At 71.4% G+C, this 20152-nt stretch carries 22 protein-coding genes; 15 read left to right on the forward strand and 7 right to left on the reverse strand.

From position 1 onward, the window contains the following. Nucleotides 1-63: 63 nt before the first annotated feature. The 8 genes from JOD51_RS00465 to JOD51_RS00500 all read left to right on the forward strand — a co-directional run bounded on the left by JOD51_RS00465 (nucleotide 64) and on the right by JOD51_RS00500 (nucleotide 6982). Complete coding sequence (locus JOD51_RS00465) at nucleotides 64-630, forward strand: TetR/AcrR family transcriptional regulator (RefSeq protein ID WP_204606565.1); 567 nt, start codon at nucleotides 64-66, stop codon at nucleotides 628-630. A 25-nt stretch (nucleotides 631-655) separates the two neighbouring features. Continuing rightward, the gene (locus JOD51_RS00470; protein WP_204606566.1) at nucleotides 656-1693 is read left to right on the forward strand and encodes a zinc-binding dehydrogenase; all 1038 of its coding nucleotides are present in this window, start codon (nucleotides 656-658) and stop codon (nucleotides 1691-1693) included. Between the two features lie 90 nt (nucleotides 1694-1783). Continuing rightward, entirely contained in the window at nucleotides 1784-2491 is a 708-nt protein-coding gene (locus JOD51_RS00475; RefSeq protein WP_204606567.1) for a GntR family transcriptional regulator, read from the forward strand. Further along, a complete protein-coding gene (locus JOD51_RS00480) occupies nucleotides 2491-3528 on the forward strand; it encodes an ADP-ribosylglycohydrolase family protein (RefSeq protein ID WP_204606568.1) in 1038 nt (345 codons plus the stop codon). Before JOD51_RS00475 ends, JOD51_RS00480 begins: the two co-directional genes overlap by 1 nt. Before the next feature lie 89 nt (nucleotides 3529-3617). After that, a complete protein-coding gene (locus tag JOD51_RS00485) occupies nucleotides 3618-5126 on the forward strand; it encodes a purine-cytosine permease family protein (RefSeq protein ID WP_239539742.1) in 1509 nt (502 codons plus the stop codon). Further along, nucleotides 5123-6043: a PfkB family carbohydrate kinase gene (locus JOD51_RS00490; protein WP_204606569.1), complete on the forward strand. Its 921-nt coding sequence runs from the start codon at nucleotides 5123-5125 to the stop codon at nucleotides 6041-6043. The genes JOD51_RS00485 and JOD51_RS00490 overlap by 4 nt, the downstream gene beginning before the upstream one ends. An 82-nt stretch (nucleotides 6044-6125) precedes the next feature. Then, entirely contained in the window at nucleotides 6126-6410 is a 285-nt protein-coding gene (locus tag JOD51_RS00495; protein ID WP_204606570.1) for a hypothetical protein, read from the forward strand. Nucleotides 6411-6535: 125 nt separating this feature from the next. After that, on the forward strand, nucleotides 6536-6982 hold the full coding sequence (locus tag JOD51_RS00500; RefSeq protein WP_204606571.1) for a hypothetical protein: 447 nt from the start codon (nucleotides 6536-6538) through the stop codon (nucleotides 6980-6982). Between the two features lie 21 nt (nucleotides 6983-7003). Here the strand turns inward: JOD51_RS00500 and JOD51_RS00505 are convergent, their stop codons facing one another. The 3 genes from JOD51_RS00505 to JOD51_RS17455 all read right to left on the reverse strand — a co-directional run bounded on the left by JOD51_RS00505 (nucleotide 7004) and on the right by JOD51_RS17455 (nucleotide 9978). Beyond that, complete coding sequence (locus JOD51_RS00505) at nucleotides 7004-7474, reverse strand: hypothetical protein (RefSeq protein WP_204606572.1); 471 nt, start codon at nucleotides 7472-7474, stop codon at nucleotides 7004-7006. Nucleotides 7475-7506: 32 nt separating this feature from the next. Next, nucleotides 7507-7887, reverse strand: coding sequence for a hypothetical protein (locus JOD51_RS00510; RefSeq protein WP_204606573.1), 381 nt, complete (start codon nucleotides 7885-7887; stop codon nucleotides 7507-7509). Nucleotides 7888-8013: 126 nt separating this feature from the next. After that, the gene (locus JOD51_RS17455) at nucleotides 8014-9978 is read right to left on the reverse strand and encodes an alpha/beta hydrolase (RefSeq protein ID WP_204606574.1); all 1965 of its coding nucleotides are present in this window, start codon (nucleotides 9976-9978) and stop codon (nucleotides 8014-8016) included. Nucleotides 9979-10124: 146 nt separating this feature from the next. Between JOD51_RS17455 and JOD51_RS00520 the strand changes: the two genes are divergently transcribed. The 3 genes from JOD51_RS00520 to JOD51_RS00530 all read left to right on the forward strand — a co-directional run bounded on the left by JOD51_RS00520 (nucleotide 10125) and on the right by JOD51_RS00530 (nucleotide 14017). Then, a complete protein-coding gene (locus JOD51_RS00520) occupies nucleotides 10125-10673 on the forward strand; it encodes a hypothetical protein (RefSeq protein WP_204606575.1) in 549 nt (182 codons plus the stop codon). Between the two features lie 214 nt (nucleotides 10674-10887). Further along, nucleotides 10888-11940 carry a BLUF domain-containing protein gene (locus JOD51_RS00525; RefSeq protein WP_204606576.1) on the forward strand — a complete coding sequence of 351 codons (1053 nt, stop codon included), beginning with the start codon at nucleotides 10888-10890 and terminating at the stop codon, nucleotides 11938-11940. 310 nt (nucleotides 11941-12250) lie between these two features. After that, complete coding sequence (locus JOD51_RS00530; RefSeq protein WP_204606577.1) at nucleotides 12251-14017, forward strand: pectate lyase-like domain-containing protein; 1767 nt, start codon at nucleotides 12251-12253, stop codon at nucleotides 14015-14017. 124 nt (nucleotides 14018-14141) lie between these two features. On the opposite strand, the gene JOD51_RS00535 is transcribed toward JOD51_RS00530, so the two are convergent. Beyond that, nucleotides 14142-14633: a MarR family winged helix-turn-helix transcriptional regulator gene (locus JOD51_RS00535; protein WP_204606578.1), complete on the reverse strand. Its 492-nt coding sequence runs from the start codon at nucleotides 14631-14633 to the stop codon at nucleotides 14142-14144. Between the two features lie 57 nt (nucleotides 14634-14690). Here JOD51_RS00535 and JOD51_RS00540 point away from each other — a divergent pair, with 57 nt between their 5' ends. Then, nucleotides 14691-15881, forward strand: a complete 1191-nt coding sequence (locus tag JOD51_RS00540; protein WP_204606579.1) for an FAD-dependent monooxygenase — start codon at nucleotides 14691-14693, stop codon at nucleotides 15879-15881. A gap of 74 nt (nucleotides 15882-15955) precedes the next feature. On the opposite strand, the gene JOD51_RS00545 is transcribed toward JOD51_RS00540, so the two are convergent. Further along, nucleotides 15956-16837: an SDR family oxidoreductase gene (locus tag JOD51_RS00545; RefSeq protein ID WP_204606580.1), complete on the reverse strand. Its 882-nt coding sequence runs from the start codon at nucleotides 16835-16837 to the stop codon at nucleotides 15956-15958. A gap of 88 nt (nucleotides 16838-16925) precedes the next feature. Here JOD51_RS00545 and JOD51_RS00550 point away from each other — a divergent pair, with 88 nt between their 5' ends. Next, nucleotides 16926-17504 (forward strand): TetR/AcrR family transcriptional regulator, encoded by a 579-nt coding sequence (locus tag JOD51_RS00550; protein WP_204606581.1) that lies wholly within the window; start codon nucleotides 16926-16928, stop codon nucleotides 17502-17504. Nucleotides 17505-17549: 45 nt separating this feature from the next. Here JOD51_RS00550 and JOD51_RS00555 read toward each other — a convergent pair whose 3' ends face one another. Together JOD51_RS00555 and JOD51_RS17260 are read right to left on the reverse strand one after the other, a co-directional pair. Then, nucleotides 17550-18077, reverse strand: a complete 528-nt coding sequence (locus JOD51_RS00555; protein ID WP_204606582.1) for a hypothetical protein — start codon at nucleotides 18075-18077, stop codon at nucleotides 17550-17552. A 125-nt stretch (nucleotides 18078-18202) separates the two neighbouring features. Further along, a complete protein-coding gene (locus JOD51_RS17260; RefSeq protein WP_258366233.1) occupies nucleotides 18203-18328 on the reverse strand; it encodes a hypothetical protein in 126 nt (41 codons plus the stop codon). Between the two features lie 240 nt (nucleotides 18329-18568). Between JOD51_RS17260 and JOD51_RS00560 the strand changes: the two genes are divergently transcribed. Then, nucleotides 18569-19063, forward strand: a complete 495-nt coding sequence (locus JOD51_RS00560; RefSeq protein WP_204606583.1) for a DUF4126 family protein — start codon at nucleotides 18569-18571, stop codon at nucleotides 19061-19063. 89 nt (nucleotides 19064-19152) lie between these two features. Beyond that, nucleotides 19153-20115 carry an SDR family NAD(P)-dependent oxidoreductase gene (locus JOD51_RS00565; RefSeq protein WP_204606584.1) on the forward strand — a complete coding sequence of 321 codons (963 nt, stop codon included), beginning with the start codon at nucleotides 19153-19155 and terminating at the stop codon, nucleotides 20113-20115. Nucleotides 20116-20152: the final 37 nt, after the last annotated feature.

Raw genomic sequence — 20152 nt, forward strand, 5'->3', positions numbered from 1 at the left:
TGATGACACGTGATGTCATCATATGCCCTCATGGCACGTCGTGTCATCAGGTACGATCGACCGATGCGATGGGCTCCGGATGCACGAGGACGACTCGAGCGTGCGGCCTTCGAACTCTTCGCCGAGCAGGGCTTCGCCGCGACGACCGTGCCGCAGATCACCGCACGTGCCGGTCTGACGACCCGGACGTTCTTCCGGCACTTCGCCGACAAGCGCGAGGTCGTCTTCGCCGGCGACGAGATCCCCGAGAACGCCGCACGGCTCATCGCCGAGGCCCCCGCCGACCTCGAGCCGATGCAGGTCATTCGCAGCGTGCTGCACCAGGTCGCCGCCGCACGCTTCGACGGCAACCACGCCCAGACGGCGGCCTGGCGCCGGATCGTCGAGGGCAACGACGAACTCCGCGACCGCGACGCCCGGAAGCGCTCCGACCTGGTCCGCGCTGCCCGGGGCGCCCTCGTCGGACGGGGCGAGACGCCGCTGCAGGCAACCGTCCTGGCCGAGATCGGCGTGCTCGTGTTCCAGGTGGCGCTGGAGTCCTGGGTCGAGGAGGACCCGGCGACCGCGCGCCCGATGTCCGTGGTGATCGACGAGGTCCTCGCCGCCCTGCCCCTCGCTGCCCGGCCCTGACCGTCCGGGTGGCAGGATCGGGCACATGCGTGCCGTGACCTTCGACTCCTTCTCCGCGACGCCCGTCGTCACCGACGTCCCTGAGCCCGCGTGCCCACCGCACGCCGCCGTCGTCCGGGTCGTCGCCACCGGCGTCTGCCGCAGCGACTGGCACGCCTGGCACGGCCACGACGACACCGTCGCGCTGCCGCACGTCCCCGGCCACGAGTTCGTCGGCGTCGTCGAACGCGTCGGCGACCAGGTCCGGCAGTGGCAGCCCGGCACCCGCGTGACCGCACCGTTCGTCAACGCGTGCGGCACCTGCCCGACCTGCGTCGCCGGCCGCCAGAGCATCTGCCCGAACCAGACCCAGCCCGGCTTCGACCGGCCCGGGTCCTTCGCCGAACAGGTCGTCGTGCACCACGCCGACACGAACCTGGTCGCCGTGCCGGACGCCATCGACGACGCCACGGCAGCGGGGCTCGGCTGCCGGTTCGCCACCGCCTACCGGGCCGTCGTGAACCGCGGCCGCACGGCACCCGGGGAGCACGTCGTCGTCCTCGGCTGCGGGGGAGTCGGGCTCTCGGCGATCGTCGTCGCCGTCTCGCGCGGCGCCCGGGTCGTCGCGGTCGACGTCTCCGCCGAGGCACTCGCACTCGCCCGCACCCTCGGCGCCACCACCACGGTCGACGCCCGGACCGACGACGTCGACGAGCAGATCCGCATCGCCACGGACGGCGGCGCCCACGTCGTCGTCGAGGCCCTCGGCCGCGCGTCCCTCGTCCGCCAGGGCATCGCCGCGCTCCGGCCGGGTGGTCGGCACGTGCAGGTCGGACTCCTCGCGGGTGCGGACGCCACACCGCAGGTCGACCTGGGCCGCGTCATCGGACTCGAGCTCGAACTGCTCGGCAGCCACGGCATGTCCGCCCACGAGTACCCGGCGATGCTCGCCGAGATCGCCGACGGGCGGCTCGACCCCGCGCCGCTGGTCGGCCGGACCATCCCGCTCGATGAAGCGCCGGCGGCGCTCGAGGCGATGGACCGGCCGGCGACGTCGGCGGGGACGACGGTCGTCGTCCTGTAGTCGGGTCCGAGGCGGACGGGAGGCGCCGGACCAGCCGGGCACGGGCCTCCCGGTGGACTGGACAGGTCTTGTACATGTAGTCTCCTGTCCATGCCGGTCTCCTCGAAGCGACGCCTCGTCGCCGACGCCCTGCGCGACGCGATCGCCACGGGTCGGTACGCGCCGGGCCAACGCCTGCCGGGCGAGCACGACCTGGCCGAGCGCTTCGCCGTCAGCCGCGGCACCGTGCGGGCAGCGCTCGCCGACCTGGCCGACGAGGAGTACATCGCCATCCACGGCGGCATCGGCTCGATCGTCACCTTCGACGGCGCCGCGCTCGACCCCCGCAGCGGCTGGGCCCGCTCGCTCGCCGCCACCGGTACCGAGATCGCCGTCCGGGTCCTGCGCATCGAGCGCGTCAGCCGACCCGGGCAGGCCGCCGAGCTCGGGCTCGACGACCCCGACTTCATCGCGGTCGACCGCGTCCGCCACGTGGTCGGTGGGCCGGACATCTCGCTCGAGCGCAGCCTTGTGCCGCCGTTCGGCAGACTGGCCCGCGCCGTCGACGAGGGGCTCGTCGACGACTCCCTCACCGCCACCATCGCCAGTGCCGGCCTGGTGCCCGCGCTCGCCGAGCAGTGGGTCGACCTCCAGCCGCTCACCGCGGAGGAGGCGGCCTCCCTCCACAGGGCGCCCGGTGAGCCGTTCCTCCACAGCCGACGGGTCTCCCGCACGGCCGACGGCACGTTCGTGGAGGCTGTCGACAGCCTGCTCGACCCGAGCCGGTTCCGCCTGCACATGAAGTTCGGGAGCGCGTGATGACGACCACCAGCACCGTGCACGAGCACGCGCTCGCGGCCTTCCGGGGGCTCGCGATCGGTGACGCCCTCGGCATGCCGACACAGTCGATGTCCCTCGACCAGATCCGGACCGACCACGGCGTCATCGACGGCTTCGTCGACGCCGGCCCCCACCAGCGGATCGCACACGGCATGCCCGCGGCGAGCATCACCGACGACACCGAGCAAGCCGTCCTCGTGGCGCAGCTGCTCGTGCAGGGCGGCGGACGACTCGACCCGGTCGACTTCGCCCAGGCCCTCATCGCCTGGGAACGGACGATGGCGGCGAAGGGCTCGCTCGACCTCCTCGGGCCGAGCACCAAGACGGCCGTGCAGCGGATCCTCGACGGGGTCCCGGCCTCCGAAGCCGGCTCGACGGGCACCACGAACGGTGCCGCGATGCGGATCACCCCGGTCGGCATCGCCACGCCCCTCGGTGGGAGCGGTGCAACCGGCTCGGACGGTGTCACGGCGCTCGTCGATGCGGTGCAGGACGCCTCCCGGGTCACCCACGACACCGGCCTCGGCATCGCCGGGGCCAGCGCGATCGCAGCCGCGGTCTCCGTCGGCATCGACGGTGCGACCCGGTCCGAAGCGCTCGACGTGGCCATCGCCGCCGCCCGCCTCGGTGCGACCCGCGGACACTGGGTCGCCGGAGCCTCGATCGCCGAGCGCACCGAGTGGGCCCGGGGACACCTCGCCACCGTGCCGGCCGACCAGCGGATCGACGCCGTCTCCGGACTGATCGGGACGAGTGTCGCGTCGCAGGAGTCGGTCGTCGCGGCCCTCGCCCTCGTCGCCCTCGACCTCGACCCCTGGCAGACCGTCTGCACCGCGGCGAGCATCGGCGGCGACACCGACACCATCGCCGCCATGGCCGGAGCCGTCCTCGGCGCCGTGCACGGAGCTGCGGCCTGGTCCGACGACGCCGTCCACCGGGTCGAGACCGTCAACGACCTGCACCTCGACGAACTCACCGGGCAGCTCCTCGCGCTCCGCGCCGCCGCCCGCCGGTAGCGCCCCACAGACCGCCGGGCGGCGGTGTCCCCCCTTCACCGTCGCCCGGCCTCACCCCTCGCACCCTTCCGATGACGTAAGAGGACCTGATGACCACCACCCCCACGGACACCGGCACCAAGTCCGGCACCCTGACCACGATCGAACAGCGCGGCATCGAGCCGGTCCCGGTCGCCGAACGCACCGGCACGCCCGGTGCGCTGTTCTGGGTCTGGTTCGCCGCGAACATCTCGATCCTCGGGCTGCCCCTCGGCGCCACCCTCGTCGCGTTCCAGGGCCTGACCGTCTGGCAGGCACTGCTCGTCGCCGTCATCGGTGCCGCCGGGTCGTTCGCCGTCGTCGGGGTCATCTCGATCGCCGGCCGTCGTGGTGGGGCTCCCGGTCTGACCCTGAGCCGCGCCGTCTTCGGAGTCCGTGGCAACATCGGCCCGACCGCCGTCTCGCTCCTCAGCCGACTGGGTTGGGAGACCGTGAACACCACCACGGCCGCGTTCGTGCTGCTCTCGCTGTTCACGATCCTGTTCGGCACCGACGGCGGCTCGAAGGCGCACCCGGTCGTCACCGTCGTCGCGATCCTGCTGTTCGTGGCCGCGACCGTGCTCATCTCCGGCCTCGGCCACGCGTTCATCGTCGCCGTGCAGAAGTGGGCGACGTGGGTCTTCGGTGCCCTCAACGTCTTCGTCGCCGTGTTCCTCGTCGCCCGCATCGACTGGGACGTCGTCGGTGCCCAGCCCGCCGGCCCCGTCGCCGCGATGGTGATCGGCATCGGCACCATCGCCGCCGGCACCGGCATCGGTTGGGCGACCGCCGGCGCCGACATCGCCCGCTACACGCGCACCAGCGTCCGCGCCGGCAAGCTCGTCGCCGCCAGCGCCGCGGGTGCCGGCATCCCGCTCGTCGTCCTGGTCGGGCTGGGCTCCCTGGTGTCCGCGGGTGACCCGACCCTCGCCCAGGCCGGTGACCCGGTCGCCGCGATCCGCGACATGCTGCCCAGCTGGATGGCCGTGCCGTACCTGATCGCGGCGTTCGGCGGGCTCCTGCTGTCGAACCACCTGTCGGTGTACTCGGCGAGCCTCACCACGCTGACCCTCGGCGTGAAGGTGCCGCGGGTGTGGGCCGTCGCGGTCGACGTCGTCATCACCACGCTCGGCGCCATGTACTTCATGCTCGTCGCCGACGGCTTCTACGCCCCGTTCATCACGTTCATCTCGGTGCTCGCCGTCCCGATCACGGCCTGGCTCGGTGTCTTCATCGCCGACATGCTCCGCCGCACCTGGTACGACCCGAGCGCGCTCCTCGACCTGCGCCGCGGTGGCCGCTACTGGTACGCGGGCGGCATCGCCTGGCGTGCCGTGACCGCGTGGGTCGTCGCGATCGTCGTCGGCTTCCTGTTCACCAACGTCCAGGTGGGTGACGCCGACCCGGTGTTCGTCGGCGCGTTCTCGGACACCTGGATCGGTGCGAACGGCCTCGGTTGGGTCGTCACCTTCATCGTCGCGGCCGCGGTCTACCTGCTCACCGGCGGCCCGCGCGGCACCCTGCACGAGCAGCCCGACCAGTCCGCACCGCTCCCGCGCACCGAGCACACCGTCCGATGAGCCGCCTCGTCTCGGTCGGCAACGTCATCGTCGACATCGTGATGCGCATCGGTGCCCTGCCCGAGCCCGGCGGTGACGTCATCGCCGACGGCTCGGAGATCACGGCCGGCGGCGGCCTCAACACGATGGTCGCTGCCCGTCGCGACGGCATGGACGTCGTCTTCGCCGGGCAGTACGGCACCGGTCCGTTCGGCGACGTCGTCCGCCAGGCGCTCGAGGAGTCCGGGGTCACCGTCGTGCAGCCCGGGCTCCCCGACGTCGACAGCGGCTACTGCGTGGCCCTCGTCGACGCCACCACCGAACGCACCTTCGTCACGAGCGTCGGCGCGGAAGGACAGCTCACCCGGGCCGACCTCGACCGCGTCACCCTCCGCGCCGACGACGTCGTCTTCGTCTCCGGCTACGGCCTGGCGCATCCGGTCAACGGTGCGGCCATCGCCGACTGGCTCGGCACGGTGCCGTCGTCCGTCCGCGTGGTGTTCGACCCGTCACCCCTCGTCGACACCCTGCCGGCAGCCGTCCTGGCCGCCGTGTCCGCCCGCTCCGACGTGGTCAGCGCCAACAGCCGGGAGGCCCGCCTGCTGTCCCCGACGTCGGCCACCCTCGCCGAGGCTGCCGCCGCCATCGCCACGGCAGCGCGAGGCACCGCCCTGGTGCGGGACGGCGCCGACGGCTGCTGGGTGGTCGAGTCCGGCAGCGAACCGGTCCTGGTCCCCGGGTTCCCCGTCGTCGCGGTCGACACCAACGGGGCGGGTGACGCACACGACGGCGTGCTGGCGGCGGCGCTGGGTCGTGGGGCGGGCCTCCAGGACGCCGTCCGCCGGGCCAACGCGGCGGCAGCACTCGCGGTGACCCGCACTGGGCCGGCGACCGCTCCGACGGCGGACGAGACGGACGCGCTGCTCGCAGCGGGGTGAGCGCGAGCTCGGGAGTGCGAGCAACTGATTGCACATCCCGCCCTGCGGCAGGCGGCATAGTGTGCACGGAGGGAGGGACACCATGGACGAGCGAACCGAACACAACCGGTACACCCAGCTGCCCCCGACCGTGGACCCGGCCGCCTTCGTGGTCGAGGTCCCGGCGTTCGAGGACGACCGACCCGCTCCGCCGCCGATCCCGCCGGCCGCTGCGCCGGAACTCGTCGCGGCCACGGAGTTCGCCCGCGGTGCTGGCGGCCCGCGGACGATCCGACGGACACAGATCCCGGCCGCGCTGGTGATCGCCGGCGTGCCGATCGTGATCGTCGCCGTCATCGCGGTCGTCCAGGTGCTGTTCGCGCAGTAGAGGGTCGTCGGACGCGAGCACGGCGGCTGGAGCCGCGCGGATGCGCGGTACGGCGGCGACGGATCGGGTGGGGGGCCATGAACGGACGGCGACGAGCAGGGCTGATCGCAGGGTCGCTCGGCGCGGTGCTGCTCACCGCGACGGTCCTCACCGGCTGCGGCAGCGGGATCGGGACGACCGCGGACGAAGCGAAGGATTCCGTCGTGGCCTTCGTCGACAGCTCGACCACTGCGCTCGGGGACGGGTGGGAGGTAGACAGCGGCCCGGGCCTCGGGAAGTGCGATCGGGTTCCCGGCCTCGGCGGGATCTCGTACGTGTACATCAAGTACGGCCCCGCGGGCCAGGACCCAGTGGCCGACGTCGATACCGTCGAGCAACTCTGGAAGCGTCAGGGTGTGACGACCGAGCGTTACGAGAGCGGCGGCAGCGATCCGGTCCGCGGCGTCCGCGGCACTGGAGGGCCGGTGGGTTCCGTCGACTTCCTCGCGAGCTCTGAGGGTTACAGCATCGAGGGTGATTCACGATGCGTCGCGGGGGACTTCGACGAGATCACCCGTGACAGTCAGGAGTGATGTGGGCCGGGTGAACGGCGGTCACTCCGATCTCCGCAGGTCGTTCACGTTGCCGTCCGCGCAGTCCGACACAGCGGTGATGCTGTAGCCATCCGGGAACGCATCGAAGCCGATGGATGTCGTTGGTCCGCCGACCCCGCGGAGGCCGCGGAGTGGGTCGGTCCCACCACTCTCGTAGTCGCTGACGTCGATCCCCTTTTTCTTCCAGAGCGCCGAGATCGCGGCCAGGTCCGCGGTTGGGTCATCACCGGGCCGATCGACCCTGTCCATGATGTACACGTACCGAGCACGGTCGGGAACGCCGCCGCACGCTTCCACGGAGGGCCCGCTGTAAACCACCCACTGGCCGCCGAGTACCGCGGTGGAGCTGTCGACGATGTCGACGATCGACCTTCGTACGGTCGACGGTGCCGGGCCCGCGCTGTTGGACGTGATGTCTCCGCAGCTGGTGAGGGCGAGCGCCGCGATCACGGCGACCGTGCTGATCGCCACAGGCGTCAGGAGGCTTCGGCCCCGACGCTCGGTCACTCGTCCTTGAGCAGGTCGCGCACGTTGCCGTCAGCGCAAGCGGAGACGGCGGTGATGCTGTAGCGCTCCGGGTACGCGTTGAAGGCGATCGTCGTGATCGGACCGCCCTTTCCTCGCATCCCGAGGAGGGGGTCCGCCCCGCCACTCTTGTACGCCGTGGTTGCGATCCCCTCGCCGTCCCAGAACTTCGCCATGGCCTTCACGTCTTCGGCCGGCTTGTCACCGGTCGAGCCGGACCGTTCCATGATGTACACATAGCGGGCTTTGTCTTCCACGCCATCCCCACACCCTTCGACGGAGGGGCCGCTGTAGACCTTCCAACTCCCGCCGACGGCTTCAGCCGAGCGCTCGACGACATCGACCACAGACTTCTTCACACTTGCTGGTTCCACGTTGGTGTCTCCTGGGTTGCTGGTAGCGCTGCAACCGGTCGTACCGAGGAGCGCGGCGATCGCGATCGCAGCGGTCGTACCGATCCGGTGCCGAAGTTCTCGGGACATGCGTCAGTGGGCCTTCATCATCTCGTCGAGCATGGATTGCTCGAAGTCCGTCAGTCCCTTCGGGACGTACGCGGTCATGCGGTCGGCCTGTCCGGTCGTCGCGAAGCCGATGTTCGTGAGCGACTCTGTGCCTGGGTCAAGATAACCCTCGCCATCGGGGGTGCTGACGCCGTGGTCCTTCACGCCCTTGAGTTCGTCACCGTCGGCGTCAGTGACACCGTCGGCACCGAACGGCGTGGCACCGAAGTCCGGCGACGTGGGATCGATGCTGTGCACGGGACTCAACCGCCCTGAGCCAGCCCACTGGTCACCCTTCTCATCACCTGGAACTGCCCAGACGTTCCGTGCCTGCCCCGCATACACATGAGTCGCATGCAGATCGTCCGCCTCAGGAAGGGAGTCCGGGATACCCGCCGAACCGATCGTGCTGAACGTGTCGACGTGGACTCCGGGCTGTGCGAGACCGAAGGCCGCGGTCGTCGAGCCGTACGAATGAGCGACGACGTTGGTGACCGGCATGTCGCTCGAGCGGACCGCGTCCAGACCGCGGATCGAAGCTGCAAGGTTGTCGCCGCCGGTCTCCGCATCCCCGTTGGTGAGAACGCCGAAGTCGAGGCTCCCGGACATGACCGGCACCGGTGGAGCCTTGTACCCCATCCACGCGATGACGGCCCGGTCGTCCGGCCCGCCATCTGCCTGCTGGTCGTAGATGTTCTGGGCCGCTGTCGTCCAGGGGAGCATGCCCGTCGTCGAGGAGCCCATGCCGGGAACCGCCCAGGTGACGTCCTTCGCCGTGTCGAGGTCGCCGATGGACACCGCAGCGAGTGGCGGGACGTCCTCGGTCAGGGTGATCAGGTACCGGTCGCCGTTGTGCTTGTGCTTGTCCAGGGAGTCGTCGATGTTGCGCAGCGCGTCGAGGTTCGTCGACGCCCGACTCCAAGCGGCGCCGTTGTCGTACGCGATCGTCGACTTCAGTGCTTCGACCTCGTCCGCTGCTTCGGCGATCCGAGTCTTCAGCACGACCCGGTTCGCCGTGGAGCGCGCCCAGTAGTCGACACCCTCCAGGTTGCCGAGCTTGCTCAACACCGGGAGCGGGAGGGACTTGAGGTTCGCAGCGTCCGCCGTCGTGTACCCCAGCTTCGCCCAGAGAGCGGCGACCTCGGCCGGAGTCAGACCGGGGGCGAACATCTGCTGCATCGCGGGGGGCAGCTCGGCGGCGGCGGACACGTCCAGCGTCGCGTTCGAGAGCGACCCGTGGCCTCCCGCGCGTTCGAACGCGTCGGCGATCCTGTCGGCCCACGCGGCGTCCTCGCCGTTCTCCTCGAGCAGCCGGTCGAACCCGATGGAGAACGTGGCGGACGAGATCCGAACCCATCCGCAGGAGCCCGTGAAGCCGTTCCATGCGTTCAACAGCGTCGTCTGCTTCTCCGCTGTTGCCCGGTCGAGGGCCCGGTAGTCCGTCGCGAAGGACCGCAGATTGTCGGGATTCGCGGAGCTCTTCCCGCTGGGCGTACCGCCTCCGGTCCGCGTCCGAACTCGCGCCGAGAACGCTGCCGAGATGCTCGGCGGCGCGATCGGTGTCTCGGACGGCTTGAAGTCGAAGCTCAGTGCGGGCGGGGGCTCGAAGAACGTGGTCGGGGACTCGGCAGCTTTTCGGTCCCGTTCATCCTGTCGTACCTGCCATGCCGCGAGGTCCTCTTGCCGCTTGCGTTCGCGTTTCGCTGCCGCCGTCGCGTCGTTCACCTGGTCGCCCAGGTCGTCGAGCACCGACGCGAGCTTCGGACGGTCGGCTGCCTCGATCTGCGCCGATTCCTCGAAGCGCTTGGCGTACGCGCCGTCGAAGTCGTCGGTGCCGTGCTCGACGGCGGCCCGCCGACCCGCTCCCTGACCGCGCAGCTGCTCAGCGGCAGCGCTCGCCGCACGCACGAGTGCATCGGCTGACGCTTCGTCGTACTGGATGTCCCCCACGAAGTCTTCCCCCCTGCGCACTCGCCCCGAGCGCACGCCCCCGATTCTAGCCATCCCGCCGCTCGTTGCCCATGGTCGAGTTCCCGGCATGCCCACGCGGCTACTGTCGTGGACGTGCGTTCGGGCGCACCGGGGGAGGCACGGGGATGCAGCACGCGACGACGACCGGTACGACGGGGCGACGGGCGTCCGACGCGGGCCGCCTCCGCACACGCAGTGTCGTTGCGGCATCGGTCGTCGCGCTGACGCTCGCCCTCACCGCCTGCACCGGCAGCGGGCACGTGAAGCCCGAAGAAGCCAAGAAGTCGATCGTCAGCGTCGTGGACGAGACCACGAGGAGCGTCGGCGGCCACTGGAAGGTGTACAGCGAACCGACCGCTGAGTCCTGCACCGAAGCAGCCGACGACGGCCTCACCTACACGTACATCCTCATGCAGGACAGGCCACGGACCGATCCGGCGAAGGCGGTCGCAGCGGTCGAGAAGCTGTGGAAGGACCGGGGCATGACGACCGAGCGGTACCGGTCGGGAGCCGCAGACCCGATCCTCGGTGTCCGCGGACGTGGCGGCCCCGCGACGTCGATGGACTTCCTCGCCGACGCGCGCCGCTTCAGCGTCGTCGGCGTCTCCGAGTGCGCCGCGGGCAGCGCGGTCGAGGAACGGAGACGACAGAGCACGTCGTCCCCGACACCCTGACCCAGCCGGAGACACGGACAGCGCTGACCCGGTGACACGGTGACCCGTCGCCGGACGGGAGGCGCGGCCCGACCCCGCCCCGCGCCTCCCGTCCGGCGGTCCCGCCGCCACCGTGCCCACGCGACCCGAAGACGGGGCTGGTGCCGCAGCCCGCGGAGCGCTTGACTCGTTCCGGGGGCACACCGCCCCCTTCCTCGACACAGGGAGGCCGGCGATGCGCTCGCTCGTCTACACCAGCACGCAGACCCGGCCGATCTCGGACTCGGAGCTCGCGCAGATCCTGGCCGTCGGCCGCGAGAAGAACACGCGCATGGGGGTGACCGGCATGCTCGCCCACCGCGACGCCAACTGCATCGGGATCATCGAGGGCGAGGACGACGTCGTCCACGAGCGCTTCGAGCAGATCCGTCTGGACCCCCGGCACACGAACGTGCGGATGCTCTGCGACGACCCGGTGCAGCAGCGGTCGTTCCCGGACTGGTCGATGGCGTTCCAGCCCCTCGACCCGCTCATGCGGGACGTCCCCGGGTTCAGCGACCTGTTCGACGCCGACCGCCCGACGGACGTCGAGTTCGGCGTCTCGCGTGCCCGCGCCCTCCTCGAGTGGTTCCGGAAGCACCCGCTCGCGCCGCTGACCAACCAGGGGGCGTCCGATGACGAGGTCCCGCGCACCCGTGCCCTCAACGGCGCGATCGCGATCCTGCGCGACGGCGGGACGACCGCGTTCACGATCGACACCGTCGCCGAGCGGGGTGGCATGGAAGCCAGCGAGATCGAGGAGCTGTTCCCGACCCGCCACGCCCTGCTCGCGGCGGCGGTCGAACGCTGGACGCGCGCGGTGTCGGCGCCGCTCCTGCCGATGATCTCGGAGCGCGGCACGATCGCGTTCCTGCACGCCCTCCTGGCGGCGCACATCGAGGAGCCCGGACTCATGCGCCTCCTGGCCTCCACCCTCGCCACCGCGACGGACCCCACGCTCGCCGGTGCCGACTACTACCGCTCCGTCTACGGCGAGTTCCGGCAGACGATCCGCACAGCGCTCGCCGCGGACGTCAGCACGGGCCGTGAGCCGGCGACGATGGACCCGGAGCGGGGTGCGCAGCAGCTGCTCGCCCTGTACGACGGTCTGCGGCTGCAGGCGCTGCTCACGAACGACACCGACCCGGTGGATGCGTTCGACCGAGCGGCGTCCCGGATGCGGCGCGGATGGTCGGAGCAGTACGAGCAGCCGACCTACTGGGACACCCCGGCGGCGCCGTCGCGCTGACCGGTCGGCGCCGTCGCGCTGACCGGCGAACAACCGGTCTGCCCGTGGAGTGGGGGCTGTGGAGCGCTCCCGTGTCGGCCATGATGATCCCAGGGCGTGGACCGGGTATCCGCGCCCTGCTCGCTCACCCAGGGTGGTGAGCCGGCCGTCTGGTCGCCTTCGGGTGGTGATCAGGCGGCCGAACGCGTTCCTCGGACCGGCACTTGTCCGCCGTTCGTCCGACTGCGGAGCGTGCTCGGTCGGGTCTAGCGTCGCGATCGTGCGGCAACGACGCCGCACCGGTCATGAATCGAGCATCATGCAACGACGGATGAGAAGTCTCGTCGCCCTCGCCGTGAGTGCCGGCGTCGTGGGAGCGCTGGTCCCGGCGATGTCGGCCCAGGCGGTCACGACGAGCGACACCCCGGACTTCGGCAGCAACGTGAAGATCTACAGCCCATCGACACCGACCTCGACCATCCAGGCCGACGTCGACGCCGCGTTCAACAACCAGCTCCGCAGCCCCACCGCCCAGTTCGGCACGCAGCGGTCGGCGTTCCTGTTCAAGCCGGGCAACTACGGCCGGGTGTGGGCGAACCTGGGGTTCTACACCTCGGTCGCCGGCCTCGGGAAGAACCCCGACGACGTCACGATCACCGGCGCGGTCAACGTCGACTCCGGGTGGAACGCCGGTGACGAGTCGAACGCCACGCAGAACTTCTGGCGCTCGGTCGAGAACCTGGCGATCGTGCCCGAGGGCGGAACCGACCGCTGGGCGGTGTCGCAGGCCGCGCCGATGCGCCGTGTGCACATCAAGGGCAACCTGACGATGGGGCCGTCGAACCAGGACGGCGGTCAGGGGTACTCGTCGGGCGGCTACATCGCGGACAGCAAGGTCGACGGCACGGTCACGTCGGGCTCGCAGCAGCAGTGGTACACCCGCAACTCCACGCTCGGGTCGTGGCAGGGCGGCAACTGGAACATGACGTTCTCGGGCGTGCAGGGTGCTCCCGCGAACGACTTCTCGAAGAGCTACACGACGCTGGCCACCACGCCGACGACCCGCGAGAAGCCGTACCTGTACATCGACTCGTCGAACAAGTACCACGTCTTCGTGCCGTCGCTCAAGCAGAACTCGAGCGGCGTCACCTGGCCGAACACGGGCGGCACGGACCTCCCGATGCGCAACTTCTACGTGGCGCACCCGGGAGACTCCGCGGCGACGATCAACAGCGCGCTGGCGCAGGGCCTCAACCTGTTCTTCACGCCGGGCACCTACCAGCTCGACGCCGCGCTGAACGTCACCCGGGCCGACACCGTCGTCACGGGCATCGGGTTCCCGACGCTCGTCCCGACGCGGGGCAACGCCGTGCTGACCTCGTCCGACGTCGCCGGGGTGAACGTCTCGAACCTCGTCGTCGACGCCGGCTCGCAGAACAGCGCGCAGCTGCTCCGCCTCGGCACCAGCGGGTCGCACGTCGACCACGCGGCCGACCCGCAGAGCATCCAGGACGTGTTCTTCCGCGTCGGCTCGAGCGTCCAGGGACGGGCGACGACGACGCTGCAGGTGAACGCGGACGACACCCTCGTCGACCACATCTGGGCCTGGCGTGCCGACCACGGTGGAGCCGCGACGGGCTGGACGGTCAACACCGGCGCGACCGGTGTCGAGGTGAACGGCAACGACGTCCTGGCCACCGGACTCTTCGTCGAGCACTACCAGAAGTACGAGGTGCAGTGGAACGGCAACAACGGGAAGACGATCTTCTTCCAGAACGAGATGCCGTACGACGTGCCGGACAACGCCTCGTGGCAGAGTCCGACCGGAGCTGGCTACGCGGCCTACAAGGTCGCGTCGACCGTCACGACGCACGAGATCTGGGGCGGCGGTGTCTACTGCTTCTTCAACACGAACAAGTCGGTGCACGCCGACCGGGCGTTCGAGGTCCCGCAGGCGGCCGGCGTGAAGGCGCACGGGCTGGTCACGGTGTCCCTCGGTGACACCGGCACCATCTCGAGCGTCATCAACGGCGTCGGTGGTGCCGTCCCGACCCCGGCGGGCAACACTGCGCCGAACCGGGTGGCCAGCTACAACTGACCGGTGGTCGCGACGCGACCACCTGACGGACGGGAGGTCCGGTGCCGGCTGGCACCGGGCCTCCCGTCCGTCTCGTGGTGCGGACCGGACCGACGGGCCGAACCGGGCCGGGCCGACGGCCGGACTACGAGCGTGCGGCCCGGAGCCTCGTCGTGGCGCCCGACGCGGCCGCGGCCATCTTCCGGATGAACGCCGTCGAGGTCGCGAGCTCGGCGGCGGACGAGCCCTGCACCGCAGCGGCGATCTCGGCGCTCGACTCCTCCAGGAACGCGCGCGCACGCTCCCGTGCCGCGGGCGTGGGCCGCAGGGTCACCCGGCGTCGGTCGCTGTGCTCACGGCTGCGTGCGAGCAGACCGGCGGCCTCCAGGCGGTCCACCAGGACGGTGACGGAGCCGGAGGTCATGCCGATCCGCTGCCCGAGCCGTGCGGGCGAGAGCGGATCCCCGGACGAGTCCGCCCAGAGCACCTGCCCCAGCGCGTTCGCGTCGGTCGTGGGCAGGTCGAGCCAGGACGACATCTGCTGGTTGAGTTCCGCGAACGCCACGGCCCATGCCCGGAGGGCCTCCATCGCCTCGACCTGCGACGCCTCCCACTGCGCCTCGAACACGTTCGTCATCTAGCTCCTTTAATGTGTAGTGTCTTTACTGTAAAGCTCAACCATCAGAGGAGCACCATGCAGAACCGCACCGCCGTCGTCTCCGGAGCCAGTATCGCTGGCCTGTCGACCGCCTACTGGCTCCGCCGGACCGGATGGGACGTGACCGTCATCGAACGCGCCCCCGCGTTCCGTGACGGTGGGCAGAACGTCGACGTCCGCGGGGTCGCACGCGACGTCCTCCGTCGGATGGGCCTCTTCGACGCCGTCAAGGCGGCGAACACCACCGAGACGGGCACGGTCCTCGTCGACGGCCGTGGCGTCGTCACGGCGGAACTGCCCTCCGACGGGGCCGGCGGTGCGACCGCGGAACTCGAGATCCTCCGCGGCGACCTCGCCCGGACGGTCCTCGACGCCCTGCCGGCCGGGGTCACCTTCGTGTACGGCGACAGTGTGTCCGCCGTCGACGACGACGCAGACGGGGTCACCCTGACGACCGAGGCCGGACGACGACTCCGGGCCGACCTCTTCGTCATCGCCGAGGGTGTCCGCTCCCGCACCCGGGCGACGGTCTTCGGCGAGGACGTCGTCGACCAGCGCGACCTCGACGTCACGATGGTCTTCGGCACGATCCCGCGGACCGACCGCGACGACGACCGCTGGCGGTGGCACAACGCCGTCCGCGGCCGCCAGGTCCACCTCCGGCCCGACCCCTACGGCACGATCCGGGCGATCCTCGCCTACTCGCCCGGGGACGACGTCATCGGGCTCAGCCGCGAGGAGACGCTGGCCGTCGTGCGACGCCGGTACGACGGCGTCGGGTGGGAGGCGCCGCGGATCCTCGACGCCCTCGACACGTCACCGGACGTCTACATCGACCAGCTCCAGCAGGTCCGGATGTCGACCTGGCACCGCGGGCACGTGGTGATGGCCGGCGACGCCGGGTGGTGCGTCACGCCGATGGGTGGTGGCGGCGCCTCCCTGGCGCTGACCGCCGGGTACGTCCTGGCCGCCCAGCTCGCCGACCCGACGCAGGACCAGGAGGCAGCACTGGCGGCGTACGAGTCGTGGATGCGCCCGCTGGTCGACGACGTGCAGGACCTGCCGCGCGGGCTCATGGCGTTCGCGTACCCGCAGTCCCGGCTGGCGCTCGCACTCCGCGGTGTCGTGGACCGGGTGCTGACGTCGAAGCCGCTCCGCCCGCTCGCGGCGAAGCTCACGCAGGTCGCCGAGACCGACCGCGAGCTGCCGGTGCTCGTCGGGCGCTGACCGCCGGTCCGGCACGGACGGGAGGCGCCCCACCAGCTGGTGGGGCGCCTCCCGTCCGCCGCGCGGTGCGTCGGTCAGGGCTGCAGCGCCTCGAGGTCCTCGAGCAGGGACGGGTGCTTCGGCTCCCATCCGAGCGCCTGCCGGGTGTGCGCACTGGAGGACGGCTGGTCCATCGCGAAGATCGGTCCGAACGGGCCGAACGTCTCGTTCGGGACGGACTGCACCGGCAGGCCGAGGCGACGCCCGACGACGGTGGCGATGTCGAGGACCCGGTCGCCCTCGTCCGCGACGGCGTGCCAGGCGGTGCCCCCGGGTGCGGACTCGAGCGCGAGCCGGAACAGCGCAGCGGCGTCGCGCGCGTGCACGGCGGGCCAGCGCTGTTCGCCGTCGCCCGGGTAGCCGGCGATCCCGGACCGTCGAGCGGCGTCGGTGAGCAGTCCGGCGAAGCCACCCTGCCCGTCCTCGTGGACCGTGCGGGGCATCCGGACGGCCGAGGTCCGGACGCCCTGCGACGACAGTGCGAGCAGGTCGGTGACGGCGACCGCGCGGCTCGCGACCGGTCCCTCGGTCGGCAGTGGGTCGGCCTCGGTCGAGGCACGTCCCGTCACCCACGGGGTGCCCGAGACGGTGACGAGCGGCTTGTCCGTGCCGATCAGCGCGGCACCGAGGGTCGCCATCGCGTCGCGCTCCTCGGCCAGCCCCTGCTCGAGTGCCTCGGCGCTGCCGTAGTCGCGGCTGAAGGCGAGGCTGATGACCCCGTCGGCCCGAGCGGCGCCGGCACGCAGGGCGTCGAGGTCGGTGAGGGAGCCGTGCAGTGGTTCTGCTCCGGCAGCGGTGAGGGTGGCGGCGGAGGCGTCCGAGCGGGCGAGCCCGAGGACGGTGTGCCCGTGGGTGAGCAGTTCGGCGACGACGGCGGTGCCGATCGTGCCGGTGCCACCGGTGACGAAGACGTGCATAGGGACTCCTCGAGTCGAGTGATGGGACATGTGTACCGTCACTGTAGACCCACGATGGGACAATTGTCCCATCGACTATGATCGGACCATGGCGCGATGGGAACCAGGGGCACGCGAACGGCTCGTCATCGCCGCCGTCGACCTGTTCACCGAGCAGGGCTACGACGCGACGACCGTCACCGAGATCGCCGAACGCGCCGGTGTCACGAAGAGCACCTTCTTCCGGCACTTCCCCGACAAGCGCGAGCTCCTCGTCGCCGGGCAGGAGACCCTGAGCCTCCTGCTCGCCGAGGGGATCACGGCAGCGCCGGAGGGCGCCAGCCCGCTGGAGGCCGTGGCCGCCGGACTCGAACGGGCCTCGGGCGAGATGGGTCCGCGCAACCGCGAACTCGGTCCGCGCCTCAAGGCCGCCGTCGCAGCGAGCACGGAGCTGCAGGAGCGGGACGCGTTGAAGAGCGTCGGCATGGCCGCGGCGATGACGACCGCGCTGCTCGAGCGCGGGGTGCCCGAGACCACCGCGCACCTGGCGAGCGAGATGGGGGTCCTGGCGTTCAAGCAGGGCTACGCGCGCTGGTCAGAGGGCGAACGGAGCGACGACGACGGGCTCGCGCGTCATGCACTCGACGTCCTGCAGGAGCTGCGCACGGCGACGGCGGCGCTCGGCTGACGCGACCGGTCAGGCTGGCTCGACCGGTCAGGCTGGTCTGGCCCGTCAGTCGCGGACGACGACGCCCTGCCGCAGCATGTCCCTGGCCACCCGCGCCCGCGGGATCACCCACAGCGCACTCCACAGCGCCAGGCCGGCCCACAGCCCGAGCAGCAGCAGCGTGATCACGGTGCCGTGCTGGTCGCGCATGGACCACGTCATCGCACTCCAGAAGACGGCGAGCACGATCTTGCCCCAGCCGGCGGTCTGCTGGTCGGCCTGGGCCTGCAGGCGCGGGACCCAGATCTCCGCGGGGACCCCGGTCGGCACCTGCCGCTCGGTCACCCACCGCTCGACCATCACGACGTTCTCGTAGCCGCCGTCGATCCGCCACGACCGGAGTTGCAACCAGCCGGCGACGGCCGCGCCGACCAGGGCTGCGGGCAGTCCGACGGACACGAGCACCTGCGGGGTCGCGGTCTGGAACGAGGACAGGACGAGCATGGTGAACACGAGCGCGAAACCCGCACCCGCCGTCGCGCTGCCGAGCAGCCGCAGTCGCCCTGCTTCGTCGACCTCACCGATCCCGTGCACGCTCCGACCGTACCCGCGCGGGCCGACGCGCCGCCGGTCGCGGGGGCAACGCACAGGAGGCCCGTCACCGGTCCCGGGGAGCGGTGACGGGCCTCCCGTCGTCGAGCTGGGTGCGCCCGGAGCGGTCAGTCTCCGGCGTTGATGAGTCCGAGCCAGCGGCCGAAGCCCGTCGGTTCGTCGTCCTGCAGGCGGAACTGCGGGTGCTGGGCCACGTCGGTGCGCTGGCCAGGGGTGCGGTCGTCGTCGATCACGGCGGACTCCTTTCGTCGAGGTGATCATCTGTACACGCGGGGGCCTGCACGCATTCCCGCTCCCGTCCACTTCGCGGGGGACGTCCGAGCGGGACGCCGGTGTCTCGCGCAGCCGTGACCAGCCCGCCGTCGGGGGACGAACCCGCAGCCGCTCGCGTCGGGCGGCCCGTGGTGGGAGGGGCTGAGCCTCGGGGACAGCCGGACTGAGTAGCGTCGACCGGGACACGAAGGAGACGAAACATGTCGAAGAAGAGCCGGACCACCAGCACGCTGACGCGGGCACTGCTGCTCGGGGTCCTCAGCGGAGGCCGCTCCGCCACGCCGCTCGCCGTCCTCGGACTGCACCACGGCGACAAGGACCTGCGTGGTGAGTGGCAGGACTGGAAGACCTTCGACTCGTCGATCGGTCGCGCCGGCCTCGTCGTCGGCGCCGCGGGCGAGATCATCGGGGACAAGATGCCGAAGACCCCGAACCGGATCGCGTTCCCGGCCCTGCTCGGCCGCATCGGTGCGGGCGCGTTCGCCGGGCTCGCCCTCGGCACCACCACGAAGTCCGGCAAGTCCGACCTGCGCATCGAGGGTGCGATCCTCGGCGCGATCGGCGCGCTGGTCGGCTCCTACGTCGCCTGGGGCGCCCGCAAGGCCGTCGCCTCGGTCCTGCCGGACCCGGTCGTCGCCGTCGCCGAGGACGTCGCCGTCATCGCCGGCTCACGTGCGGTGCTGCGCGCCGACTGACGTGACCACCTGACGGACGGGAGGCCCGGCACACGACGTGCGCCGGGCCTCCCGTCCGTCAACGACACCTGTTGCGTAGAATCCCGAGCATGTCCCGGATCACGACCCCGTTCGACGCCACGACCACCGCCGCGGAGGTCCTCCGCGGCATCGACCTCACGGGGCTGCGGGTCATCGTGACCGGCGGTGCCGCCGGGGTCGGTGCCGCGACCTCGGCCGCCCTGGTCGGTGCGGGGGCCTCGGTCGTCCTCGCCGTGCGGCGACCCGAGCAGGGGGAGCGGACGGCCGGACGACTCCGTGCCGACGTCCCCGGTGCCTCGGTCGAGGTCCGTCCGCTCGACCTCGCCGACCGTGCCTCCGTCCGCGCCTTCGTCGCCGGGTGGACCGGGCCGGTCGACGTCGTCATCGGCAACGCCGGCGTCATGGCGACCCCCGAGCTCCGGACGCCGGAGGGCTGGGAGCTGCAGTTCGCCACGAACCACCTCGGGCACCACGGCCTGGTCACCGGCCTCCGTGACGCCCTGCGTGCCGGGGCGGACCGGACCGGACGCGCCGCACGGGTCGTCGCGCTGAGCTCCGCGGGCCACCACACCGCCGGGATCGACCTCGACGACCTCATGTTCGAGCGGCGCCCCTACGACCCGTGGGTGGCCTACGGGCAGTCGAAGACCGCGAACGCGCTCTTCGCGGTGGAGGCCACCCGACGCTGGGCCGCGGACGGCATCGTCGCGAACGCCGTGCACCCCGGCGGCATCCTCACCGACCTCTCCCGGCACCTGTCGCACGAGCAGGCGCTCGCGATCGGCATCGTCCACGAGGACGGCTCGCCGGCCGAGGGCTTCAAGACCCCGGAGCAGGGCGCCGCGACCTCGGTGCTCGTGGCGGCGTCACCGCTCGTCGAGGGTGTCGGTGGCCGGTACTTCGAGGACTGCGCCGAGGCGGTGCCGGCGAGCGACGACCGGCCGCTCGTGGGAGTGCGCCCGGAGGCGCTGGACCCGGAGTCCGCCGAGCGGCTGTGGGACGCGAGCGACGCGTTGCTCGCCACGCGCTGAGTACGCGTTGCTCGCCACGCGCTGAGTGGTCATTAGA

It is taken from the genome of Curtobacterium herbarum (assembly GCF_016907335.1).
Taxonomy (GTDB): Bacteria; Actinomycetota; Actinomycetes; order Actinomycetales; family Microbacteriaceae; genus Curtobacterium; species Curtobacterium herbarum.

What these genes read in the sequence shown, in the direction of transcription:
- JOD51_RS00490 (WP_204606569.1), top strand. Translation starts at nt 5,123, where the DNA reads ATGAGCCGCCTCGTCTCGGTCGGCAACGTCATCGTCGACATCGTGATG.
- JOD51_RS00480 (WP_204606568.1), top strand. Translation starts at nt 2,491, where the DNA reads ATGACGACCACCAGCACCGTGCACGAGCACGCGCTCGCGGCCTTCCGG.
- JOD51_RS00520 (WP_204606575.1), top strand. Translation starts at nt 10,125, where the DNA reads ATGCAGCACGCGACGACGACCGGTACGACGGGGCGACGGGCGTCCGAC.
- JOD51_RS00495 (WP_204606570.1), top strand. Translation starts at nt 6,126, where the DNA reads ATGGACGAGCGAACCGAACACAACCGGTACACCCAGCTGCCCCCGACC.
- JOD51_RS00535 (WP_204606578.1), bottom strand. Translation starts at nt 14,633, where the DNA reads ATGACGAACGTGTTCGAGGCGCAGTGGGAGGCGTCGCAGGTCGAGGCG.
- JOD51_RS00545 (WP_204606580.1), bottom strand. Translation starts at nt 16,837, where the DNA reads ATGCACGTCTTCGTCACCGGTGGCACCGGCACGATCGGCACCGCCGTC.
- JOD51_RS00560 (WP_204606583.1), top strand. Translation starts at nt 18,569, where the DNA reads ATGTCGAAGAAGAGCCGGACCACCAGCACGCTGACGCGGGCACTGCTG.
- JOD51_RS00470 (WP_204606566.1), top strand. Translation starts at nt 656, where the DNA reads ATGCGTGCCGTGACCTTCGACTCCTTCTCCGCGACGCCCGTCGTCACC.
- JOD51_RS00465 (WP_204606565.1), top strand. Translation starts at nt 64, where the DNA reads ATGCGATGGGCTCCGGATGCACGAGGACGACTCGAGCGTGCGGCCTTC.
- JOD51_RS00475 (WP_204606567.1), top strand. Translation starts at nt 1,784, where the DNA reads ATGCCGGTCTCCTCGAAGCGACGCCTCGTCGCCGACGCCCTGCGCGAC.
- JOD51_RS00565 (WP_204606584.1), top strand. Translation starts at nt 19,153, where the DNA reads ATGTCCCGGATCACGACCCCGTTCGACGCCACGACCACCGCCGCGGAG.
- JOD51_RS00525 (WP_204606576.1), top strand. Translation starts at nt 10,888, where the DNA reads ATGCGCTCGCTCGTCTACACCAGCACGCAGACCCGGCCGATCTCGGAC.
- JOD51_RS00485 (WP_239539742.1), top strand. Translation starts at nt 3,618, where the DNA reads ATGACCACCACCCCCACGGACACCGGCACCAAGTCCGGCACCCTGACC.
- JOD51_RS00550 (WP_204606581.1), top strand. Translation starts at nt 16,926, where the DNA reads ATGGCGCGATGGGAACCAGGGGCACGCGAACGGCTCGTCATCGCCGCC.
- JOD51_RS00540 (WP_204606579.1), top strand. Translation starts at nt 14,691, where the DNA reads ATGCAGAACCGCACCGCCGTCGTCTCCGGAGCCAGTATCGCTGGCCTG.
- JOD51_RS00530 (WP_204606577.1), top strand. Translation starts at nt 12,251, where the DNA reads ATGAGAAGTCTCGTCGCCCTCGCCGTGAGTGCCGGCGTCGTGGGAGCG.